Annotated in this window: 19 protein-coding genes and 1 pseudogene; 5 read left to right on the plus strand and 15 right to left on the minus strand. The window is 61.3% G+C overall.

Features of this window, described 5'->3' with window-relative positions:
• Positions 1–9: 9 nt before the first annotated feature.
• A complete protein-coding gene (locus ACQ4W0_RS27290; RefSeq protein ID WP_436579595.1) occupies positions 10–903 on the minus strand; it encodes a LysR family transcriptional regulator in 894 nt (297 codons plus the stop codon).
• Between the two features lie 126 nt (positions 904–1,029).
• On the opposite strand from ACQ4W0_RS27290, the gene ACQ4W0_RS27295 reads away from it, so the two are divergent.
• Positions 1,030–1,773, plus strand: coding sequence for a sulfite exporter TauE/SafE family protein (locus tag ACQ4W0_RS27295; RefSeq protein WP_436579596.1), 744 nt, complete (start codon positions 1,030–1,032; stop codon positions 1,771–1,773).
• Entirely contained in the window at positions 1,773–2,015 is a 243-nt protein-coding gene (locus ACQ4W0_RS27300) for a GNAT family N-acetyltransferase (RefSeq protein ID WP_436579597.1), read from the plus strand. The genes ACQ4W0_RS27295 and ACQ4W0_RS27300 overlap by 1 nt, the downstream gene beginning before the upstream one ends.
• Here the strand turns inward: ACQ4W0_RS27300 and pyrE are convergent.
• The gene (pyrE, locus tag ACQ4W0_RS27305) at positions 2,012–2,674 is read right to left on the minus strand and encodes an orotate phosphoribosyltransferase (RefSeq protein ID WP_436579598.1); all 663 of its coding nucleotides are present in this window, start codon (positions 2,672–2,674) and stop codon (positions 2,012–2,014) included. The genes ACQ4W0_RS27300 and pyrE overlap by 4 nt on opposite strands.
• A gap of 108 nt (positions 2,675–2,782) precedes the next feature.
• Here pyrE and ACQ4W0_RS27310 point away from each other — a divergent pair, with 108 nt between their 5' ends.
• Entirely contained in the window at positions 2,783–3,559 is a 777-nt protein-coding gene (locus ACQ4W0_RS27310; protein ID WP_436579599.1) for an exodeoxyribonuclease III, read from the plus strand.
• 6 nt (positions 3,560–3,565) lie between these two features.
• Here the strand turns inward: ACQ4W0_RS27310 and ACQ4W0_RS27315 are convergent, their stop codons facing one another.
• The 13 genes from ACQ4W0_RS27315 to ACQ4W0_RS27375 form a co-directional block, all read right to left on the minus strand.
• Positions 3,566–4,465 carry an RluA family pseudouridine synthase gene (locus ACQ4W0_RS27315; RefSeq protein WP_436579600.1) on the minus strand — a complete coding sequence of 300 codons (900 nt, stop codon included), beginning with the start codon at positions 4,463–4,465 and terminating at the stop codon, positions 3,566–3,568.
• Between the two features lies 1 nt (position 4,466).
• Positions 4,467–5,369, minus strand: a complete 903-nt coding sequence (locus tag ACQ4W0_RS27320; RefSeq protein ID WP_436579601.1) for a M48 family metallopeptidase — start codon at positions 5,367–5,369, stop codon at positions 4,467–4,469.
• A complete protein-coding gene (locus ACQ4W0_RS27325) occupies positions 5,350–6,609 on the minus strand; it encodes an AmpG family muropeptide MFS transporter (RefSeq protein WP_436579602.1) in 1,260 nt (419 codons plus the stop codon). The genes ACQ4W0_RS27320 and ACQ4W0_RS27325 overlap by 20 nt, the downstream gene beginning before the upstream one ends.
• Positions 6,609–7,220 (minus strand): methionine biosynthesis protein MetW, encoded by a 612-nt coding sequence (gene metW / locus ACQ4W0_RS27330; RefSeq protein ID WP_070222822.1) that lies wholly within the window; start codon positions 7,218–7,220, stop codon positions 6,609–6,611. The genes ACQ4W0_RS27325 and metW overlap by 1 nt, the downstream gene beginning before the upstream one ends.
• Positions 7,217–8,416: a homoserine O-succinyltransferase MetX gene (gene metX, locus ACQ4W0_RS27335; RefSeq protein ID WP_436579603.1), complete on the minus strand. Its 1,200-nt coding sequence runs from the start codon at positions 8,414–8,416 to the stop codon at positions 7,217–7,219. The genes metW and metX overlap by 4 nt, the downstream gene beginning before the upstream one ends.
• A gap of 134 nt (positions 8,417–8,550) precedes the next feature.
• Positions 8,551–10,293 (minus strand): phosphoenolpyruvate--protein phosphotransferase, encoded by a 1,743-nt coding sequence (gene ptsP, locus ACQ4W0_RS27340; RefSeq protein WP_436579604.1) that lies wholly within the window; start codon positions 10,291–10,293, stop codon positions 8,551–8,553.
• A 44-nt stretch (positions 10,294–10,337) separates the two neighbouring features.
• Positions 10,338–10,607: an HPr family phosphocarrier protein gene (locus tag ACQ4W0_RS27345; protein ID WP_034749416.1), complete on the minus strand. Its 270-nt coding sequence runs from the start codon at positions 10,605–10,607 to the stop codon at positions 10,338–10,340.
• Positions 10,608–10,699: 92 nt separating this feature from the next.
• On the minus strand, positions 10,700–11,104 hold the full coding sequence (locus ACQ4W0_RS27350; RefSeq protein ID WP_035824452.1) for a PTS sugar transporter subunit IIA: 405 nt from the start codon (positions 11,102–11,104) through the stop codon (positions 10,700–10,702).
• A gap of 2 nt (positions 11,105–11,106) precedes the next feature.
• Positions 11,107–12,075, minus strand: a complete 969-nt coding sequence (gene gshB / locus ACQ4W0_RS27355) for a glutathione synthase (RefSeq protein WP_436579605.1) — start codon at positions 12,073–12,075, stop codon at positions 11,107–11,109.
• A 97-nt stretch (positions 12,076–12,172) separates the two neighbouring features.
• The gene (gshA, locus tag ACQ4W0_RS27360) at positions 12,173–13,471 is read right to left on the minus strand and encodes a glutamate--cysteine ligase (protein WP_436579606.1); all 1,299 of its coding nucleotides are present in this window, start codon (positions 13,469–13,471) and stop codon (positions 12,173–12,175) included.
• Positions 13,472–13,675: 204 nt separating this feature from the next.
• Positions 13,676–15,211, minus strand: coding sequence for an ammonium transporter (locus ACQ4W0_RS27365; protein ID WP_436579607.1), 1,536 nt, complete (start codon positions 15,209–15,211; stop codon positions 13,676–13,678).
• A gap of 11 nt (positions 15,212–15,222) precedes the next feature.
• Complete coding sequence (locus tag ACQ4W0_RS27370) at positions 15,223–15,561, minus strand: P-II family nitrogen regulator (RefSeq protein ID WP_010393464.1); 339 nt, start codon at positions 15,559–15,561, stop codon at positions 15,223–15,225.
• A gap of 11 nt (positions 15,562–15,572) precedes the next feature.
• The gene (locus ACQ4W0_RS27375; RefSeq protein ID WP_436579608.1) at positions 15,573–16,340 is read right to left on the minus strand and encodes a TorF family putative porin; all 768 of its coding nucleotides are present in this window, start codon (positions 16,338–16,340) and stop codon (positions 15,573–15,575) included.
• 269 nt (positions 16,341–16,609) lie between these two features.
• On the opposite strand from ACQ4W0_RS27375, the gene ACQ4W0_RS27380 reads away from it, so the two are divergent.
• Positions 16,610–16,858 (plus strand): accessory factor UbiK family protein, encoded by a 249-nt coding sequence (locus ACQ4W0_RS27380; protein WP_092716695.1) that lies wholly within the window; start codon positions 16,610–16,612, stop codon positions 16,856–16,858.
• Between the two features lie 111 nt (positions 16,859–16,969).
• Positions 16,970–17,833 (plus strand): annotated as a pseudogene (locus ACQ4W0_RS27385) (YifB family Mg chelatase-like AAA ATPase); the annotation flags it as partial.
• Positions 17,834–18,089 lie beyond the last annotated feature (256 nt).

The raw sequence follows: 18,089 nt of genomic DNA on the forward strand, positions 1-18,089 counted from the left end.
CATGCCCTGTCACGCCTTCAGATGATCGATCAACTGGCGCGCATACAGGGGTAATTCACTGAACTGGCGCACGCAGATCGTCAGATTGCGTACCGACCAGGGATCGGATAATTCCAGGCAGCGCAGCGCCATCGTCTGCTGGCAGCGACTTGCCGCCGCCAATGGCACCACGCTGATGCCCACGCCGCTGGCCACCATGCGGCACACGGCATCGAAACTGCGCAGGCGCACGCGCACCTTCAACGGACGGCCCAGGCGCGCCGCGTGCATGCCCAGGTACTGCTGCATCGCGCTGTCGTCCGCCAGGCCGATGAAATCGTGATCGAGGACGCTGGCAAAGTCGACGACGCCATCCTGTCCAAGGGCGCGGTGATGCACGCCATCGGCCGCCGCGATCACCACCAGCCGGTCGGGGCGGAACAAAAACGTCTGCAAGCCGCGCATGTCGACCGAGTCGGACACGATGCCCATGTCGGCCAGCCCTTCCGAGACGGCCTTGACGATATCGTAACTGAGGCGCTCTTCCAGGTCGATGGTCAGATTCGGATGGCGGTCGAGAAATACGCCCAGCGCCTCGGGCAAAAATTCGCTGAGCGCGGCCGTATTGCACAGCAGCCGCAACTGCCCTTTCAAGCCGCGCGCAAATTCACCGAGTTCGCCGCGCATTTTCTCCATTTGCAGTAATACCAGCCGCGCGTGATGCAGCAAAGTCTGGCCCACGGGGGTCGGCTCCACGCCACGCCGTCCGCGCAGCAGCAGGGGCATGCCCAGCATCTCTTCCATGCCGCGCACGCGCGCACTGCTGGACGCCAGCGCCAGGTGACTGCGCGCAGCGCCCGCCGTCAGGCTGCCCGCTTCCACGACGTTGACAAACAGCTGCAAGTCGACCAGATCAAAACGCATGACAGATCCCCCTTTTCGCCATCTTATCAGCCTTCGTATTTTACTTAGGCTGACTCAAAATAATCCACCTTGGCGAAAGCCGCAAGCACGCGCAGAATTCACACAAAATCACTGGGAAATAAAAAAATGGAGACGTCATTTCTGCTGGCCGTCGGCGCCAGCTTTCTCGTCGCTGGCTTCGTCAAGGGCGTAGTCGGACTGGGCTTGCCGACGGTGGCCATGGGCACGCTCAGCCTTGTCATGCCGCCCGTGCAGGCGGCAGCCCTGCTGATCGTGCCGTCGATGGTGACGAATGTCTGGCAACTGGCGGCCGGGCCGGGCTTGCGCGCCCTGCTGCGGCGCTTGTGGCCCTTGCTGGCCAGCGTTATGGCGGGCACCTTGGCGGGAGGCGCCCTGCTACCGAAGGACAGCGGCGCGTGGGCAGTCGTCGCGCTGGGCGTGGCGCTGATGCTGTACGCGCTGGCGGGACTATTCTCGCTGCAGTTGCGCGTGCCGGCGCGGCACGAAGCCTGGCTCGGGCCCTTAGCGGGCGCCGCGACAGGACTGGTGACGGCCGCCACGGGCGTGTTCGTCATCCCCGCCGTGCCCTATCTGCAAGGACTGGGGCTGGCGCGCGATCCGCTGGTGCAGGCGCTGGGCCTGGCGTTTACGGCATCGACCGTGGCGCTGGCGGCCAGCCTGGCCCTGCACGGCGACTTCAGCCTGGGCGCGGCGGGCGCTTCCGCGTATGCGCTGCTGCCGGCGCTGGTCGGCATGCTGGCCGGTCAATGGTTGCGCGGACGCATTGCACAGCCGGTGTTCAAGCGATGTTTTTTTATCGGCCTGTTCGCCCTGGGCCTGCATGCGGCGCTCAAGCCATGGCTGGCGTGATGCACATCGACTGGCAAGGGGACAGCGCGCTGTGCGCGTGGATCGACGGCCAGCAAGTGGCCATGCTCGACATCAGCAGGCGTGCCGATGAAGTGACGGTGAACATGCTGTTCGTAAAACCGCCGTTCCGGCGGCGCGGCATCGGCGGCGCGCTGTTGCGGCGGCTATTGCAATGCCACCCACAAGCCGGCGCCGCCTGCAGCGACCCGCGGCTGCGGGCGCTGCTGGAAAAAACTACTTAAATACCGTAGCGGGTGCGGTAGGCGGAAACCGCTTCTTTGTACTTTAGCAGTTCCGGATCGGCGCCAGCGCCATTCAGGTAACCGAACAAGTCGTCCAGGTTGCCGATCGAGATGACGGGAATGCCGTACTGTTTCGATACTTCCTGCACCGCCGAACTTGGCGACAACTGGCCATCGGGCCCCGAACGCTCCATGCGGTCCAGTGCGATCAGCACGGCGCATGGTTCGGCGCCGGCGGCGCGGATCATGTCCACCGATTCGCGCACCGAGGTGCCGGCCGAGATCACATCGTCAATGATGACAACCTTGCCATGCAGCTTGGCGCCGACGATGGTGCCGCCTTCGCCATGGTCCTTGGCTTCCTTGCGGTTGAAGGCGAACGAGGTGTTGCGGCCCTTGCCGGCCAGCGCCACGGCGGTGGCCGACGCCAGGGTGATGCCCTTGTAGGCGGGGCCGAACAGCATATCGAATTCGACGCCCGAGTCGAGCAGGGTCTGCGCGTAGAACTGCGCCAGCTCGGCCAGGGTGGCGCCGTCATGGAACAAGCCCGCATTGAAGAAGTATGGCGATGATCGCCCGGCCTTGGTGGTGAACTCGCCAAACCGCAAGACTCCCTTGGATACTGAAAACGCGATAAACTGCTGGCGTAAATTATTCACATTAGCCTCATTTTTTAAAAGTGCCTGTATTTTAATCCGCGCGCAGCGGCGAGACAATCGCCATGCCGCGCCCGCCGGCCCCGTCCAGCGCCCTTTCACTCTCAACCTATGCCAAAAATTATCTCCGCCAACCTGAACGGCATCCGTTCCGCCGCCAAAAAAGGCTTTTTCAACTGGATGGGCACGCAGACGGCCGATTTCATCTGCGTGCAGGAATTGAAGGCGCAGCTGCCCGACATGACGCCCGAATTCCTCAATCCGCACGGCTATCATGGCCATTTCCACTATGCCGAGAAAAAAGGCTATTCCGGTACGGGCGTGTACAGCAAGGTCGAACCGGATGCCGTGCATATCGGCTTCGGCAGCCCCGAATTCGATGCCGAAGGCCGCTACGTACGCTGTGATTTTGGCAAGCTGTCCGTCATTTCCGTGTACTGCCCGTCCGGTTCTTCCGGTCCGGAACGCCAGGAAGCCAAGTTCCGCTTCATGGAACTGTTCCTGCCGCACCTGCTGGCATTGAAGGCGCTGGGCCGCGAAGTGGTCATCTGTGGCGACTGGAATATCGCCCACCACGAGATCGACCTGAAAAACTGGAAGGGCAACAAGAAGAATTCCGGCTTCCTGCCGGAAGAGCGCGCGTGGCTGACGCGCGTCTTCGACGAAGTGGGCTTTGTCGACGTGCACCGCGGCCTGGACAAGCGCGAAGACCAGTACACGTGGTGGAGCAACCGGGGCCAGGCCTACGCGAAGAACGTAGGCTGGCGCATCGACTACCATGTCGCCACCCCCGGCATCGCGGCGCAGGCGCATACGGTCAGCGTCTACAAGGACGAGCGGTTCTCCGACCATGCGCCCCTGATCATCGATTACACCATCAAGGCGTAAGCCCCCTCACAGGCTGCGCCGGCTCTCGAAGCGGCGCGGCTCGCCCGTCAAGGGGTCGACAAACGCGATCGCACGCGCCAGCAATTGCAGCGGCTGCGACATGTCGTCTTCCTCGCATGGCGAGGCCAGCGGATAGAACGCATCGTTGACGATGGGGATGCCCAGCGCAGCCAGGTGCACGCGCAACTGGTGCTTGCGGCCCGTGTGCGGCTGCAGGCGGTACAGACTCATGTCGCCGCGCCTTTCGATCACGTCGATGATGGTTTCCGAATTCGCCTCGCCCGCTTCCTCGCGCATGAGGAAGAACTGGTCTGCCTCGACCATGCGGCTGCGATAGGTAAACGGAAAATCCCTCCCCTCCAGGTGCGGCGCCAGCGCCTCATAGACTTTGTGCACTTCGCGGCGCTGGAATAGCGTCTGGTAGGCGCCGCGGCTAGCCGGCTGACGCGAGAAGAGAACCACGCCAGCCGTCTCGCGGTCGAGGCGGTGGATGGGCGTCAGCTCGGTGCAGTCCAGGTTTTTCTTCAGGCGCGTCAGCAAGGTCTCCTGCACGAAGCGCCCGGCCGGCGTCATGGGCAGGAAGTGCGGCTTGTCGACCACGATCAAATGCGCGTCCTGGAACAGGATCTCTTCCTGGAAGGGGATCGGCGTTTCCCGTTCCAGCTCGCGGTAGTAAAAAATGCGCATGCCGCGCCGGTATGCGCTGTCTGGCGCCAGCACGGCGCCGTCGCCATTGACCACGTCGCCGCGCGCCATCCGGTCCTGCCATTGCGCGGCGCTGATCTGCGGATAGCGCTCGACCAGGAAGGTGATCATGTCCGGCCACTGCCCTTCCGGCAGCCACAGATAGCTGGCCGCCACGCCATCGCGCATGGGCAGCGGCACAGGGCTGCGACGGGAAGACATCCTAGCGCGCGGCGATGGCGTTGCTGCGGTAGGGCGGCAAGGCGTCGACGCTGACGCCCTTGCTGCGCGCGTACAGCGGCAGCACTTGCGCCATGTGGCTGTTCATCTGCGAGATGCGGTCGCTACCCGAAGGGTGGGTCGAGAGGAATTCCGGCGGCGCGCCCTTGCTGACTGCCGCCATCTTCTGCCACAACACCACGCCGGCGCGCGGGTCGAAACCGGCGCGCGCGGCCAGGTCCATGCCGATCAGGTCTGCCTCGCGTTCATCGTCGCGCGAGAACTTCAGCATCACGCCCTTGGCGGCCATGTTCGTGGCGGTGCTGGTCAGGTTCGGATCGACACCGAGCCAGGCCGACAGGCCAGCGCCAGCGAGCTTGGCGCCGACGGCGGCCAGATTGCCCTTGCCGGCCTGCGCTTGCGAATGTTCACGCAAAGCGTGTGAAATTTCATGTCCCATGACGACGGCTACTTCATCGTCAGTCAGATTCAGCTTGGTAATAATGCCGCTGTAAAAAGCGATCTGTCCGCCCGGCATGCAGAAGGCGTTGACCTCGTCGGAATTGAGCAGGTTGATCTGCCAATTCCAGTTGGCCGCCGCCTCGTTCCAGCGCGTAGCGAAGGGGATGATGCGCTGGGCGATAGCGCGCAGGCGTTTCACTTGCGGGTCGCTGTCGGGCACCAGCGCATTTTTTTCCTTCGCTTCATTGACCAGCTGCGTATATTGCTGCTTCGATTGTGCATTGAAATCGGTACCGCCGGCAAAGATGCGCGAGGTCGACAAGGGGCGCACCTTGATGCCATCCTGCATCGTAGCTTGCTGAGCGTGGGCGGACAAAGGGGCCAGGGCCGTGGCCGCGCACAGGCTGGCCAGGATGGCGTAACGTCTAAGGGATATTGGTGCCATTGGCAGACCTCCATGGAGCAATTTTAGGCAGCATCATCATGGCCGGGAAGGCCAGGAAGAAGCAAACAATGAAAAACGAAAACCAGCCCAGTTCGGCGACAAGAAAACCGACCGAGGCATTGATCAGAGTGCGCGGCACGGCGCTCAGACTGGAAAACAGCGCATATTGCGTGGCCGTGTAGCGCGGGTCCGTGGTGCGCGACAGGAACGCGACAAAGGCGGCCGCGCCCAGCCCCAGGCTGGCGAAGGCTTCAAAACCGATCACGGCGCTGAGCAGCATGGTGTTCGGCCCCACCTGCGCCAGCCAGGCAAAACCCAGGATGGCGATGGCCTGCAGCGCGCCAAATACCCACAGTCCCCGGTTGATGCCCAGCTTGAGCATCCATATGCCGCCCACCACGCCGCCGGCCAGGCTGGCCCAGAAACCCGTGGTGTTGGCGGCCAGGCCGATCTGCGTCATGGAAAAACCCAGGTCCAGGTAAAACTTCGTCGCCAGCGCCGTGGCCATGCTGTCGCCGATTTTATAGAGTAATACGAAGGCGAGGATCCACATTGCGTTACGCCAACCATCGCGCGCGATGAATTCCTGGAACGGCAAGATAATCGCTTCGCGCATGGTCTTCGGTGGCGAGCCGTAGACGGTGGGTTCCTTGATCAGCAAAGTGCAGACCAAGCCCGGCAACATGAAGGCGGCCGTGATCCAGAAGACGGGCTGCCACGGCATGCGGTCGGCCAGGATCAGCGACAGCGCGCCCGGCACCATGCCCGCCACCTTGTACGCGTTGACGATGACGGCGGCGCCCAGTCCCTGCTCGTTATCGGAAAGGATTTCGCGCCGGTAGGCGTCGATGACGATGTCCTGGCTGGCCGACAGGAAGGCGACGCCGCCGGCAGCGGCCGCGATCAGGCCGATCTGCGTAAGCGGGTCGAGCATGCCCATGCCGCCGATGGCAAAAAACAGCGCCACCTGCGTCAGGGCCATCCAGCCGCGCCGGCGTCCCAGCCCGAGGATGCGGTAGCGGTCCATCAGGGGCGCCCACAGGAATTTCCAGATATACGGGAACTGCACCAGGGCGAACAGCCCCAGCGCCTTCACATTCAGTCCCGACTTGGCCAGCCATGCCTGCAGCAAATACAGCAGGATGAACAAAGGCAGGCCGGAACTGAAGCCCAGCACCAGCACGGCCAGCATGCGGCCGTTGAAGTAGGAACGCCAGCCTGGCGCCGGACTTGTCGTCATCAATGCACCGCTTTTTTACGCAGGCGGAAGACGGCCAGGTCACCGCGCAGGTTCGGCAGCACGGAGACCATCTTGCCTTCGGCCAGGGCCACGCATTCGATCACTTCCAGGCCGCACTCCTCGGCCAGTTCGCGGAAGTCGTTGATGGTAGCGCAGCGCACATTGGGCGTGTCATACCACTGGTAGGGCAGCGATTTCGACACGGGCATGCGTCCTTTCAGCAGCGCCACGCGGTGCGGCCAGTAGGCGAAGTTGGGGAAAGAGACGATGGCTTCGGCACCCACGCGCACGATATCGCGCAACAACGGCTCGACCTGCTTCATCATCTGCAAGGAGGACAGGCACAGCACCGTGTCGAAGCTGTTGTCACCAAAGATGGCCAGGCCTTTTTCCATGTCCTGCTGAATCACATTGACGCCGCGCAAAGTACTGGCCAGCACCTTGTCGTCGGCAATCTCGATGCCATAACCGCTGCATTCCTTGTCGCTTTGCAGATACTGCAGCATCACGCCTTCGCCGCAGCCCACGTCCAGCACATGCGCGTTGTTCGGCACCCAGTGGGCGATGAAGGCCAGGTCAGGGCGCAGTGCGCTCAATTCGTCAAAAGTCATGCGGTCTCCTTGGCGCCCTGGCGGACGGCGGTGTGCTGTGCAAGAGCGGGCAAGCCCGCCCCGATATCGTTCCATACCTGGCCATAATAGGCGCGCACCATGTTCATGTAGCGCGCATCTTCCAGCAAAAAGGCGTCGTGGCCGTGCGGCGCGTCGATTTCCGCATACGTGACCTGGCGGCGGTTGCACACCAGCGCTTCGACGATTTCGCGGCTGCGCTCAGGCGAGAAGCGCCAGTCGGTGGAAAACGAGGCGAGGAAGAATTTGGCTTTCGTGCCCGACAGGGCCTTGGCCAGGTCGCCGCCATGCGCGCGCGCCGGGTCGAAGTAGTCGAGCGCCTTGGTAATGAGCAGATAGGTGTTCGCGTCGAAGTATTCGGAGAACTTGTCGCCCTGGTAGCGCAAATACGATTCGATCTCGAAATCGATGCCGAAGCCGAATTTGTAGTCACCCGTCTGCGCCGCGTCGCGCAGCTTGCGGCCGAATTTCTCGGCCATGTCGTCATTCGACAAATAGGTGATGTGGCCCACCATGCGCGCCACGCGCAAGCCATTCTTCGGCACCACGCCGTGCGCATAGAAGTCGCCGCCATGGTAATCGGGGTCGGACAGGATGGCCTGGCGCGCCACGTCATTGAAGGCGATATTTTGCGCCGACAGCTTGGCCGTCGAGGCGATCACCACGCAGTGGCGCAGCCGCTCGGGGAACATGATGCTCCACGCCAGCGCCTGCATGCCGCCCAGGGAGCCGCCCATCACGGCGGCGAACTGGATGATGCCCAGCTCATCGGCCAGGCGCGCCTGCGCGCTGACCCAGTCTTCCACCGTGACGACGGGGAAAGAAGCACCATATGGCTTGCCGGTGGCGGGATTGGTGTGCATGGGGCCCGTCGAGCCGAAGCAGGAACCCAGGTTGTTGACGCCGATGACGAAGAATTTGTTGGTGTCGAGCGGCTTGCCGGGACCGACCATATTGTCCCACCAGCCCGTGCTCTTCGGCTCGTCGGCATACACGCCGGCCACGTGGTGCGAGGCATTCAGGGCGTGGCAGACCAGCACCGCGTTCGATTTGTCGGCGTTCAGGGTGCCGTAGGTTTCATACATCAACATATAGTCCCGCAGCGATGCTCCGCTTTGCAGCTGCAGGGGTTGCGCAAAATACATGGTTTGCGGCGAAACAATTCCAATGGATGACATGTGTGTCGGTTTATAAAAGGGGGTGGCCCCACGGGCCATGGTCGATGCAGCACCGCGATGATAGGTTCTGCAACTTTAACACCAGGAAACATCTTGCCGCGCGCGATGTCTCCTGATGCTGATAAAGCGACAGTTTACATGAGCTGCAACTGTTGTACGGCTTCCGCGATCACATTTGGTTCCATGGAGCGCATAATTTTGCGCATTTGTGGTGCGATCAGGCCCAAGTCGCTGTTGAGGATCTCTTGCTTGACCGCCAACAGCTGGGCCGGATGCATGGAAAACTCGCGCAGTCCCATACCCAGCAGCAAGCGCGTGAGCTTCACGTCGCCCGCCATTTCGCCGCAGACGGCCACGTCGATGCCCGCCTTGTGGCCGGCGGCAATCGTCATGGAGATCAGCTGCAGGACGGCCGGGTGCAGCGGATTGTACAAATGCGCCACTTCGTAATCGACGCGGTCGATGGCCAGGGTGTACTGGATCAAATCATTCGTACCGATCGACAGGAAATCCATGCGCTTGACGAACATGGGCAGGGCCAGCGCGGCGGCCGGTATCTCGATCATGGCGCCCACTTCAACGGCATCGTCGAACTTGACGCCCTCCTCGCGCAGGCTGGCCTTCGCTTGTGCGATCATGGCCAGCGACTGGTCGATCTCGAAGGCATGCGCCAGCATGGGGATCAGGATGCGCACCTTGCCGAAGGCCGAGGCGCGCAGAATCGCGCGCAACTGCGTCAGGAACAGCTGCGGCTCGGCCAGGCAGTAACGGATGGCGCGCAAGCCCAGGGCGGGATTCAAGGCTGTATGGTCGGACTGGTCGAGCGGTTTGTCGGCGCCGATGTCGAGCGTGCGGATGGTCACCACGCGCCCTTTCATCGACTGCACCGTGTTGCGGTAAGCCTCGAACTGTTCGTCCTCGGTAGGAATCTTGTGGGCACGGCCCATGAACAGGAATTCGGAGCGGAACAGGCCCACGCCGCTGGCGCCCGATTCCAGCGCAAACGCGCAATCTTCGGGCAATTCGATATTCGCCAGCAGGGTGACGGGCGTGCCGCACCGGGTGACGGCCGGCGTCTTTTTCAGCTTGCCCAGCTTCTTGCGCGCGCGCTGCATGGCCACCTGGCGCTCGCGGTACTGTTCCAGCACCAGCGCGCTGGGATTGGCGATGACCACGCCGGCGTCGCCGTCGATGATCAGCCAGTCGTCCTGCTCGATCAGCATCGACGCCTGCGACATGCCAACGGCTGCCGGGATATCCAGGCTGCGCGCGACGATGGCCGTGTGCGAGTTCTGTCCGCCCACGTCGGTAATGAAGCCGATGAAGGAGCGGTCGCGGAACTGCAGCATGTCGGCCGGCGAAATATCGTGGGCGACAACGATCATCTGCGCCAGCAATTCATCGTCGACGGCAGCTTTCGGCAGCAGCTGTTCAGTGCCCAGCAAGACCTTCAGCACGCGTTCGGCCACTTGCTGGATATCGGCCTTGCGCTCGCGCAAATACGGGTCTTCGATTTCATCGAACTGCGCCGACAATTCATCGATTTGCGTCAACAGCGCCCATTCGGCGTTGTAGTGGCGCGAACGGATGATGTCAAGCGGCGCTTCGGCGATCAGCGGGTCCGACAGGATCAGCGCATGCACGTCGATGAACGCACCCAGCTCGGTGGGCGCGTCTTTCGGCAGCTCGTTCCACAGGGTTTGCAGCTCCTTGTGGACGGCGGCGATGGCGTTTTGCAAGCGCTGGACTTCGGCTTCGATCTGTTCCTGGGCGACCAGGTAATGTTTGACGTCAAGGGCGGCCGGCGCCAGCAGATGCGCGCGGCCGATGGCGATGCCGCGGGAGACCGGGATGCCGTGGAGCGTGAAAGATGCCATGGGGTGACCTGTCGGAATGCGGCTGCGGCTGCGTTCGGCGGGCATTACTCGCCTTCGCCAAACCTGTCATTAATCAGGGCGGTGAGCGCATCGACACATGCCTGCTCATCATCGCCCTCGGCTTCCAGTGTCACTTTCGCTCCCTTGCCGGCGGCCAGCATCATTACGCCCATGATGGACTTGGCGTTGATGCGGCGCGCGTTACGGGTCAGCCAGACGTCGCTCTTGAACTTGGCGGCGAGCTGGGTAAATTTGGCGGAGGCGCGTGCGTGCAGTCCCAGCTTGTTGATGATTTCGAGTTCTCTTTGAATCATTTTTGTATGGTCTCTATCCCTGAATGCACTACGCTGATGACAATCTTGGCCTATAAAACCCGCCGCCTTCAGGGCGGCGGCCATGCACTTCCTTATTCGCCCACGCGGATGCGGTTATCGACGCGCACGGCGCCGCTTTGCGCACCGGCCAGCGCCATCTCCACCACCACGTCAAGCGTGTCGCGGCGATACGTGATGGCGCGCAGCAGCATCGGCAGGCTGATGCCGGCGATGACTTCCACCCGGCCCGCATCGGCCAGCTTGTTGCAGCAGTTCGACGGCGTGCCGCCCTTCACATCGGTAATCACCAGCACGCCGGAGCCGTCGTCGAGGCGACAGATGGCGTCCGACGCCAGCTTTTGCACTTCCGCCAGGTCCTGGTCGGCGACGACGTCGATGGCTTCAAAACGTTCCGTTGGCCCGCGAAACACATGCGCGCAGGCGGCAATGAACGCCTGTCCCAGCGGTGCGTGTGTCATGAGCAAAATCCCTACCATAGTCATTTCACCTTCTGGCGCTGCTGCGCTTGCGCAACGCCATGCTCGACGGCATCGACAAACATGGCCGCCACGTCAAACCCCGTCTGCTGCATGATTTCCTGGAAGCAGGTCGGACTGGTGACATTGACTTCCGTCAGATAGTCGCCGATCACATCCAATCCTACCAGCATCAGGCCACGCGCGGCCAGGATCGGGCCCAGTTTTTCAGCGATTTCCAGGTCGCGCGCCGTCAATGGCTGCGCCACGCCCGTACCGCCGGCGGCCAGGTTGCCCCGCACTTCGCCCGCCTGCGGGATGCGCGCCAGCGAAAACGGCACCGGCTTGCCGCCGATGACGAGGATGCGCTTGTCGCCCTTGACGATGTCGGCGATAAAACGCTGCGCCATGATGGTCTGCGCGCCGTTCTCGCTCAAGGTCTCGATGATGGCGCCCAGGTTCAGCCCATCGGCCTTGACGCGGAAGATGCCCGTGCCGCCCATGCCGTCGAGCGGCTTGAAGATGACGTCCTGGTGCTTGGCGTGGAAGGCGCGCAGGCGCGCTTCGTTCGACGTCACCAGGGTCGGCGAGGTGAATTCGGAAAACTGCGCAATGGCCAGCTTTTCATTGTTGTCGCGGATGGCGGACGGTTTGTTGAAGACGCAGGCGCCCTGTTTTTCCGCCAGCTCCAGCAAATACGTGCCATACACGTATTCCATGTCGAACGGCGGGTCCTTGCGCTCGATGATGGCGTCCAGGGTCGACAGGCGCACTTCCTCGGTGGATATCACCTTGTACCAGTCGTGTTCATCGCCCGTCAGCTCGATATGCTGTACCAGTGCCGTGACGATGCCCTCTTCCAGCGCCATGTCCTTCTGCTCGAAGGCATAAACGGCATGGCCGCGCCTGGCCGCCTCGCGCATCATGGCGAAAGTGGAGTCTTTGTAAGTCTTGAAGCCTGCCAGCGGGTCGGCAAGGAATGCAATTTTCATGGTGCGTCCAATCGGGGAGCCTGGATAAGGAATGCTTGATTCTAGCCGAGATCGCCAGGCACAGTAGTCACCGCGCCCGGCAAGCTGCTGGGATGGATCAATACACCTCGGGATTCGGGTCCGTGCGCTCCATTTCCAGCGATGCGGCCAGCAAGGCCAGTCGCGCCACCACGCCATACACATAGAAGCGGTTCGGCGCGGCCGTGCCCGGCTTGGCCTTCAAGTCCGGCACGGCATGCTGCTGGGCAAACGCCAGCGGCACGTACTGCGAGCCGGGCGCGTTCAGGTTCTGGTCCACGCCCCGCTCTGCGTGCACGCGATAGAAACCGCCCACCACATAGCGGTCGATCATGTAGACGACAGGTTCGGCCACGGCATCCTTGATGCTTTCAAAGGTCGGCACGCCTTCCTGGATGATGACGTCGGTGACGACCTTGCCATCCTTGACGATGGACATCTTGTCGCGCTGCTTGCGCGACAGGTCGCGCACTTCGCTGGCGTCGCGCACTGTCATGATGCCCGTGCCATACGTGCCCGCATCGGGCTTGACGATGACGAAGGGCTTTTCCTTGATGCCGTATTCCTTGTATTTCTTGCGGATCTTGGCCAGCAGCACGTCGACGCTGGCGGCCAGCGCATCTTCGCCCTCGCCTTCCTGGAAGTTCACGTCGCTGCACTTGGCGTGGAAGGGGTTGAGCATCCACGGGTCGACATCGATCATCTTGCCGAATTTTTTCACCACTTCATCGTAGGCCGCGTAATGGTTGCTCTTGCGACGCAAGGCCCAGCCCGCGTGCAAAGGCGGCAGCAGGCTTTGTTCATGGATATTTTGCAAGATATCGGGGATGCCATCCGACAAGTCGTTATTCAGCAGAATCGTGCACGGGTCGAAATCCTTCAATCCCAGGCGGCGGCCATTGTTCAGGCGCACGAGCGGCTCGATGACGAGCATGTTGCCATCTGGCAACGCCAGCGGTGTCGGTTGAGTGATCTCGGGCGACCAGGAGCCGAAGCGCACATGCAGGCCCGTCTGGCGGAATATCTGCATCAGGCGCGCCACGTTCTGCAGATATTGCGGCGTGGTGTTGTGCAATTCCGGCACGATCAGCAGGTTGCGGGCGTCCGGGCAATACTTGTCGATGGCGGCCATGGCCGCCTGCACGGACAAGGGCAGCATTTCCGTGGCCAGGTTATGAAAACCGCCAGGGAACAGATTGGTATCGACAGGCGCCAGCTTGTAGCCCGCATTACGCAAGTCTACCGAGCAATAAAAGGGCGGCGTGTGCTCTTGCCACTCCATGCGAAACCAGCGCTCAATGGCCGGCGTCGCAGCCAGAATCTTTTTTTCGAGGTCGAGCAGCGGTCCGGTCAGGGCCGTGACGAGATGGGGAACCATAGTTACATCCTTAAATTATGTGCAGTATTTAAAAAAGCACACAGAACTGCCGACTATATTACCGTGTAAGTACCCCAAATCGGGGCAAAAGCCTTGTTTTAAAGACCTTTTCCATTCCCACAACGAAAAAAAGGCACCTCAATGAGGCGCCTTTTCAAGCCAGGCATGCCGCGCCTGGGCGCTGGCATGCCAGATTATTATCATTTAACCATGATATGCCTGCTCGCCATGACTGGTGATATCGAGGCCTTCGCGCTCTTCTTCTTCCGGTACGCGCAGGCCGATGACGATGTCGACCAGTTTATAGGCGATGACGGAGACCACGGCCGACCAGATGATGGTGGTGCCGACCGCTTGCGCCTGCACCCACACCTGGTGGCCGATCGAGTACGGATCCGCCGACATCTTGTTGGTGACGTAGTCGAAGATGCCTTGACCGCCCAGTTGTGGTGCAGCAAACACACCCGTCAGCAAGGCGCCGAGGATACCGCCCACGCCGTGCACGCCGAACACGTCGAGCGAATCGTCGGCGCCGATCAGGCGTTTCAGGCCATTCACGCCCCACAGGCAGATGACACCGGCCAGCAAGCCGATGACCAGGCCACCCATCGGACCGACAAAGCCGGCCGCCGGGGTGATCGCCACCAGGCCGGCCACGGCACCCGATGCGCCACCGAGCATGGATGGTTTGCCTTTGCTGATCCACTCACCAAACACCCACGACAGGGTGGCGGCAGCGGTGGCCAGCAGCGTGTTGACGAAGGCCAGGGCAGCCACGTCGCCCGCTTCCAGCGAGGAACCGGCATTGAAACCGAACCAGCCCACCCACAACAGGGAAGCGCCGATCATGGTCATCGTCAGCGAGTGCGGCGCCATCGATTCACGGCCATAACCGACGCGCTTGCCGATCATGATCGCGCCCACCAGGCCGGCGACGGCGGCATTGATATGCACCACGGTGCCGCCGGCGAAGTCCAGCGCGCCTTTTTGCCAGATCCAGCCCGCCTTCAGGGCTTCGCTGGCCGAGGTGGCGGCATTGGTGATCAGGTCAGGCCCCGTCCAGAACCAGACCATGTGGGCCGCTGGCAGGTAAGCGAACGTGAACCACAGCACGACGAAGGCCAAAACTGCGGAAAACTTGGCGCGCTCGGCAAACGCGCCGACGATCAGTGCGCAGGTGATGGCAGCAAAGGTGCCCTGGAAAGCCACGAAGACGAACTCGGGAATCACGACGCCCTTGCTGAAGGTGGCAGCGGCGGCAAACGTGCCCTTGGCCGGATCCCAGATGCCGTTCAGGAACAAGCGGTCGAAGCCACCGAAGAAGGCGGTTTTTTCCGTGAAGGCGATCGAGTAGCCGTAGATGCACCACAGAACGATGACCAGCGCGAACACCATGAACACTTGCATCAGCACCGACAGCATGTTCTTCGAGCGCACCAGTCCGCCGTAGAACAGGGCCAGGCCGGGGATGGTCATCAAAATCACCAGCAAGGTGCTGATCATCATGAAACTGGTGTCGCCCTTGTTGGCGACAGGGGCAGCGGCTGGCGCGGCAGCGGCCGGGACGGGAGCTGCGGCAGCGGGCGCGGCGTCAGGAACCGGCGTCACGGCGGGGGCGGCGACGGCCGTGGTCGTGGCCGCTTCCGTCTTGACGGGCGCATCGGCAAAGCTCGGTGTGGCGACGCCAAACGCACACAGGCAGGCTATCCCGGCGAGCAATTTTGTTATATTTTTATGCATCAATATTCCCCTTAGAGCGCTTCGTTGCCGGTTTCACCGGTACGGATGCGGATGACTTGTTCCAGGTTGTAGACGAAAATCTTGCCATCGCCGATTTTACCGGTACGCGCGGCACCTTCGATCGCTTCGATGGCTTGGTCAACAATGGCGTCATCAACGGCCGCTTCAATCTTTGTTTTTGGCAAGAAATCGACGACATACTCAGCGCCACGGTAGAGTTCCGTGTGGCCTTTCTGACGGCCGAACCCTTTGACTTCGGTGACGGTAATGCCTTGTACATTGATAGCCGACAAGGCTTCGCGCACTTCGTCCAGTTTGAACGGTTTAATGATTGCTGTAATCATTTTCATGGCAGTCTCGCTTAAAAGGTTTTGGACAAGGTCAGCACGAGACCGGATTTCGCCAGGTTCTTGCCATTCGGTGCCAGCGACGTGATATTAGCCTTGACGGCGGCCAGAGCCACGGTCACCACACCGAAATCCTTGGTCACGCCGATCTTGTAATCGCTATAGCTGAGAGCATCGTTGTGCTCGACCTTCTGACGCCCGGCATGCAGGTTCAACATGTAGCCATCATGCACTTCCACGTTGGCCCCCACATCGAGGTAGCCGCTGTTCTTGCTGTCAGGCACGCCAAACAGATTGCTCGTCGAGTGCGAGTACTTGATATACATAGGGCCATAGCCGAGTTGGCCGTACAGCTCGAAGGTGTTGGCATTGGTGCTCAGCCCATTCGAAGGATAGAAATAGTACAGGCCGCCCACGTCATAGGTAAAATCCTTGCTGATCTCGCCCCGCTTGCCGCCGTAGATATCCCATTCCAGATTGGTATCGCCGCCGCCGTCCTTGATCCATTTGATGCTCGACAGCCAGGTGCCCACGTACAGACCCGTCGGATTGTGGGTATAGTCGGCACCGCCGCTGATGGCAGGGTCAAGACGGCTTTGCGACACGCCGCGGTAACGGTAGTCGCTGGTCAGCGCCACGTTGTAGCTCACCACGTTATCAGGTACGGCTTCGGCCGCAGCAGGCGCTGCCACTGCATCCTGGGCCATGGCACTGCCGCACATGGCGGTCATGGCCAGCGTCAACGCTGCTACTAAAGTCATGTTCTTGGACAGATACTTCATGGCGATTTCCTTTTATTGAACTTTTAAAGCGGTTGAGGTTTAAAATCTTGGCTGGAGATCACAAAGCGTTCATCACTTCTTTAGCAGAATACGTGCCAGCTCTCTTGCCACCTTGACAGGTGCATTTCCGTCCATATCTACCCGGCAAGCCGCCAGGACTGCGGATACAGGCTGCTGAAGCACAATGAACCGCCCAGTTTCGCACCAGATTAACGCCGCTGTGCACCGCAATGGTGCGATGCACAGGCTGCACCATAAAAGGACTGACCATGGACATGAATACCTTCTTTAACGACTTGCAAGGCAAGATCCATCAAGCCATCGAAAACTCGCCTGCCAAGGATATCGAGAAAAACGTGAAATCGATGATGACCCAGGGCTTCGCCCGCCTCGATCTCGTCACGCGCGAGGAATTCGATATCCAGGCACAAGTGCTGGCCAAGACCCGCGCCAAGCTGGACGCACTGGAATTGCGCCTGATCGAATTGGAAACGCGCCTGAACGAACCAAAGGCATGAAGTACCGCCGGCAAGGTCGTGTTATAGACGGCCTTGCTGGCATACCTCAAGCCTGACAGCGTTGCAAGCGCTAGACTGATCCTGACCGCGCTCGCGCCACAGGGGAGTCTGATGAGTCTGGCCGTCCTGAAAAGCCGCGCCCTGGCCGGCATGGAGGCACCCGAGGTAAGTGTCGAAGTCCACCTTGCCAATGGCTTGCCCGCCTTTACCATTGTCGGCCTGCCGGATACAGAAGTGAAGGAATCGCGCGACCGCGTCCGCGCCGCGTTGCAAAACTGCGGCTTTGAGATGCCGGCGCGGCGCATTACGGCCAATCTGGCGCCTGCGGACTTGCCCAAGGAATCGGGCCGCTTCGACTTGCCCATTGCGCTGGGCATCCTGGCCGCCTCCGGCCAGTTGCCCGACGAGCAGTTACACCACTATGAATTCGCGGGCGAACTGTCGCTTTCGGGCCAGCTACGCCCCATCCGTGGTGCGCTGGCCATGACCTTTGCCATGCAGCGCAGCCAATCGGGCGCGCCGCGCGCCTTCATCCTGCCGCAAGCGAACGCGGACGAGGCGGCGCTGGTCAGCGATGCCTGCATCTATCCCGCCCACAGCCTGCTCGAGGTCTGCGCGCATTTTGCCGCGTCCGCCAGCCAGACCGCCCTGCAGCGCCATCAACCCGTGCTGGCAGCACACGCTTTTGCGTATCCCGACTTTGCCGATGTGCAGGGGCAGCTGCAGGCGCGACGCGCACTGGAAGTGGCGGCCGCGGGCGGCCATAACGTCCTGATGGTGGGGCCGCCGGGCGCAGGCAAGACCATGCTGGCCAGCCGCTTCCCCGGCGTGCTGCCGCCCATGAGCGATGAAGAGGCGCTGGAATCGGCGGCCGTGCATTCGCTGGGCGGCCACTTCAAGGTTGAACACTGGAAACGTCGTCCCTATAGGGCGCCGCACCAGACGGCGTCCGGCGTGGCCCTGGTGGGCGGCGGCTGTGACTTTTCGAAATAGCTGCGACATATCCGAAATAACTGCGACATTTCACGCTTGCCACAAGAATCCGAGGTCATCCCAGAATATATATGAGAATTCATGTCCTAATGGGCGCCGGGAAATTAACAAAATACCAATTAAGGAAAATATGCCACTTTTCTCTGTAGGGCCAATCACTGAAGCGTCTATCTTGCCTAGGGGCAAAGATATCCTTAATAGCATGATTTCATCTCTGCGGCTGGCAGTTGGGGCGGGG

This window comes from Janthinobacterium breve (assembly GCF_051380895.1).
Lineage (GTDB): Bacteria > Pseudomonadota > Gammaproteobacteria > Burkholderiales > Burkholderiaceae_D > Janthinobacterium.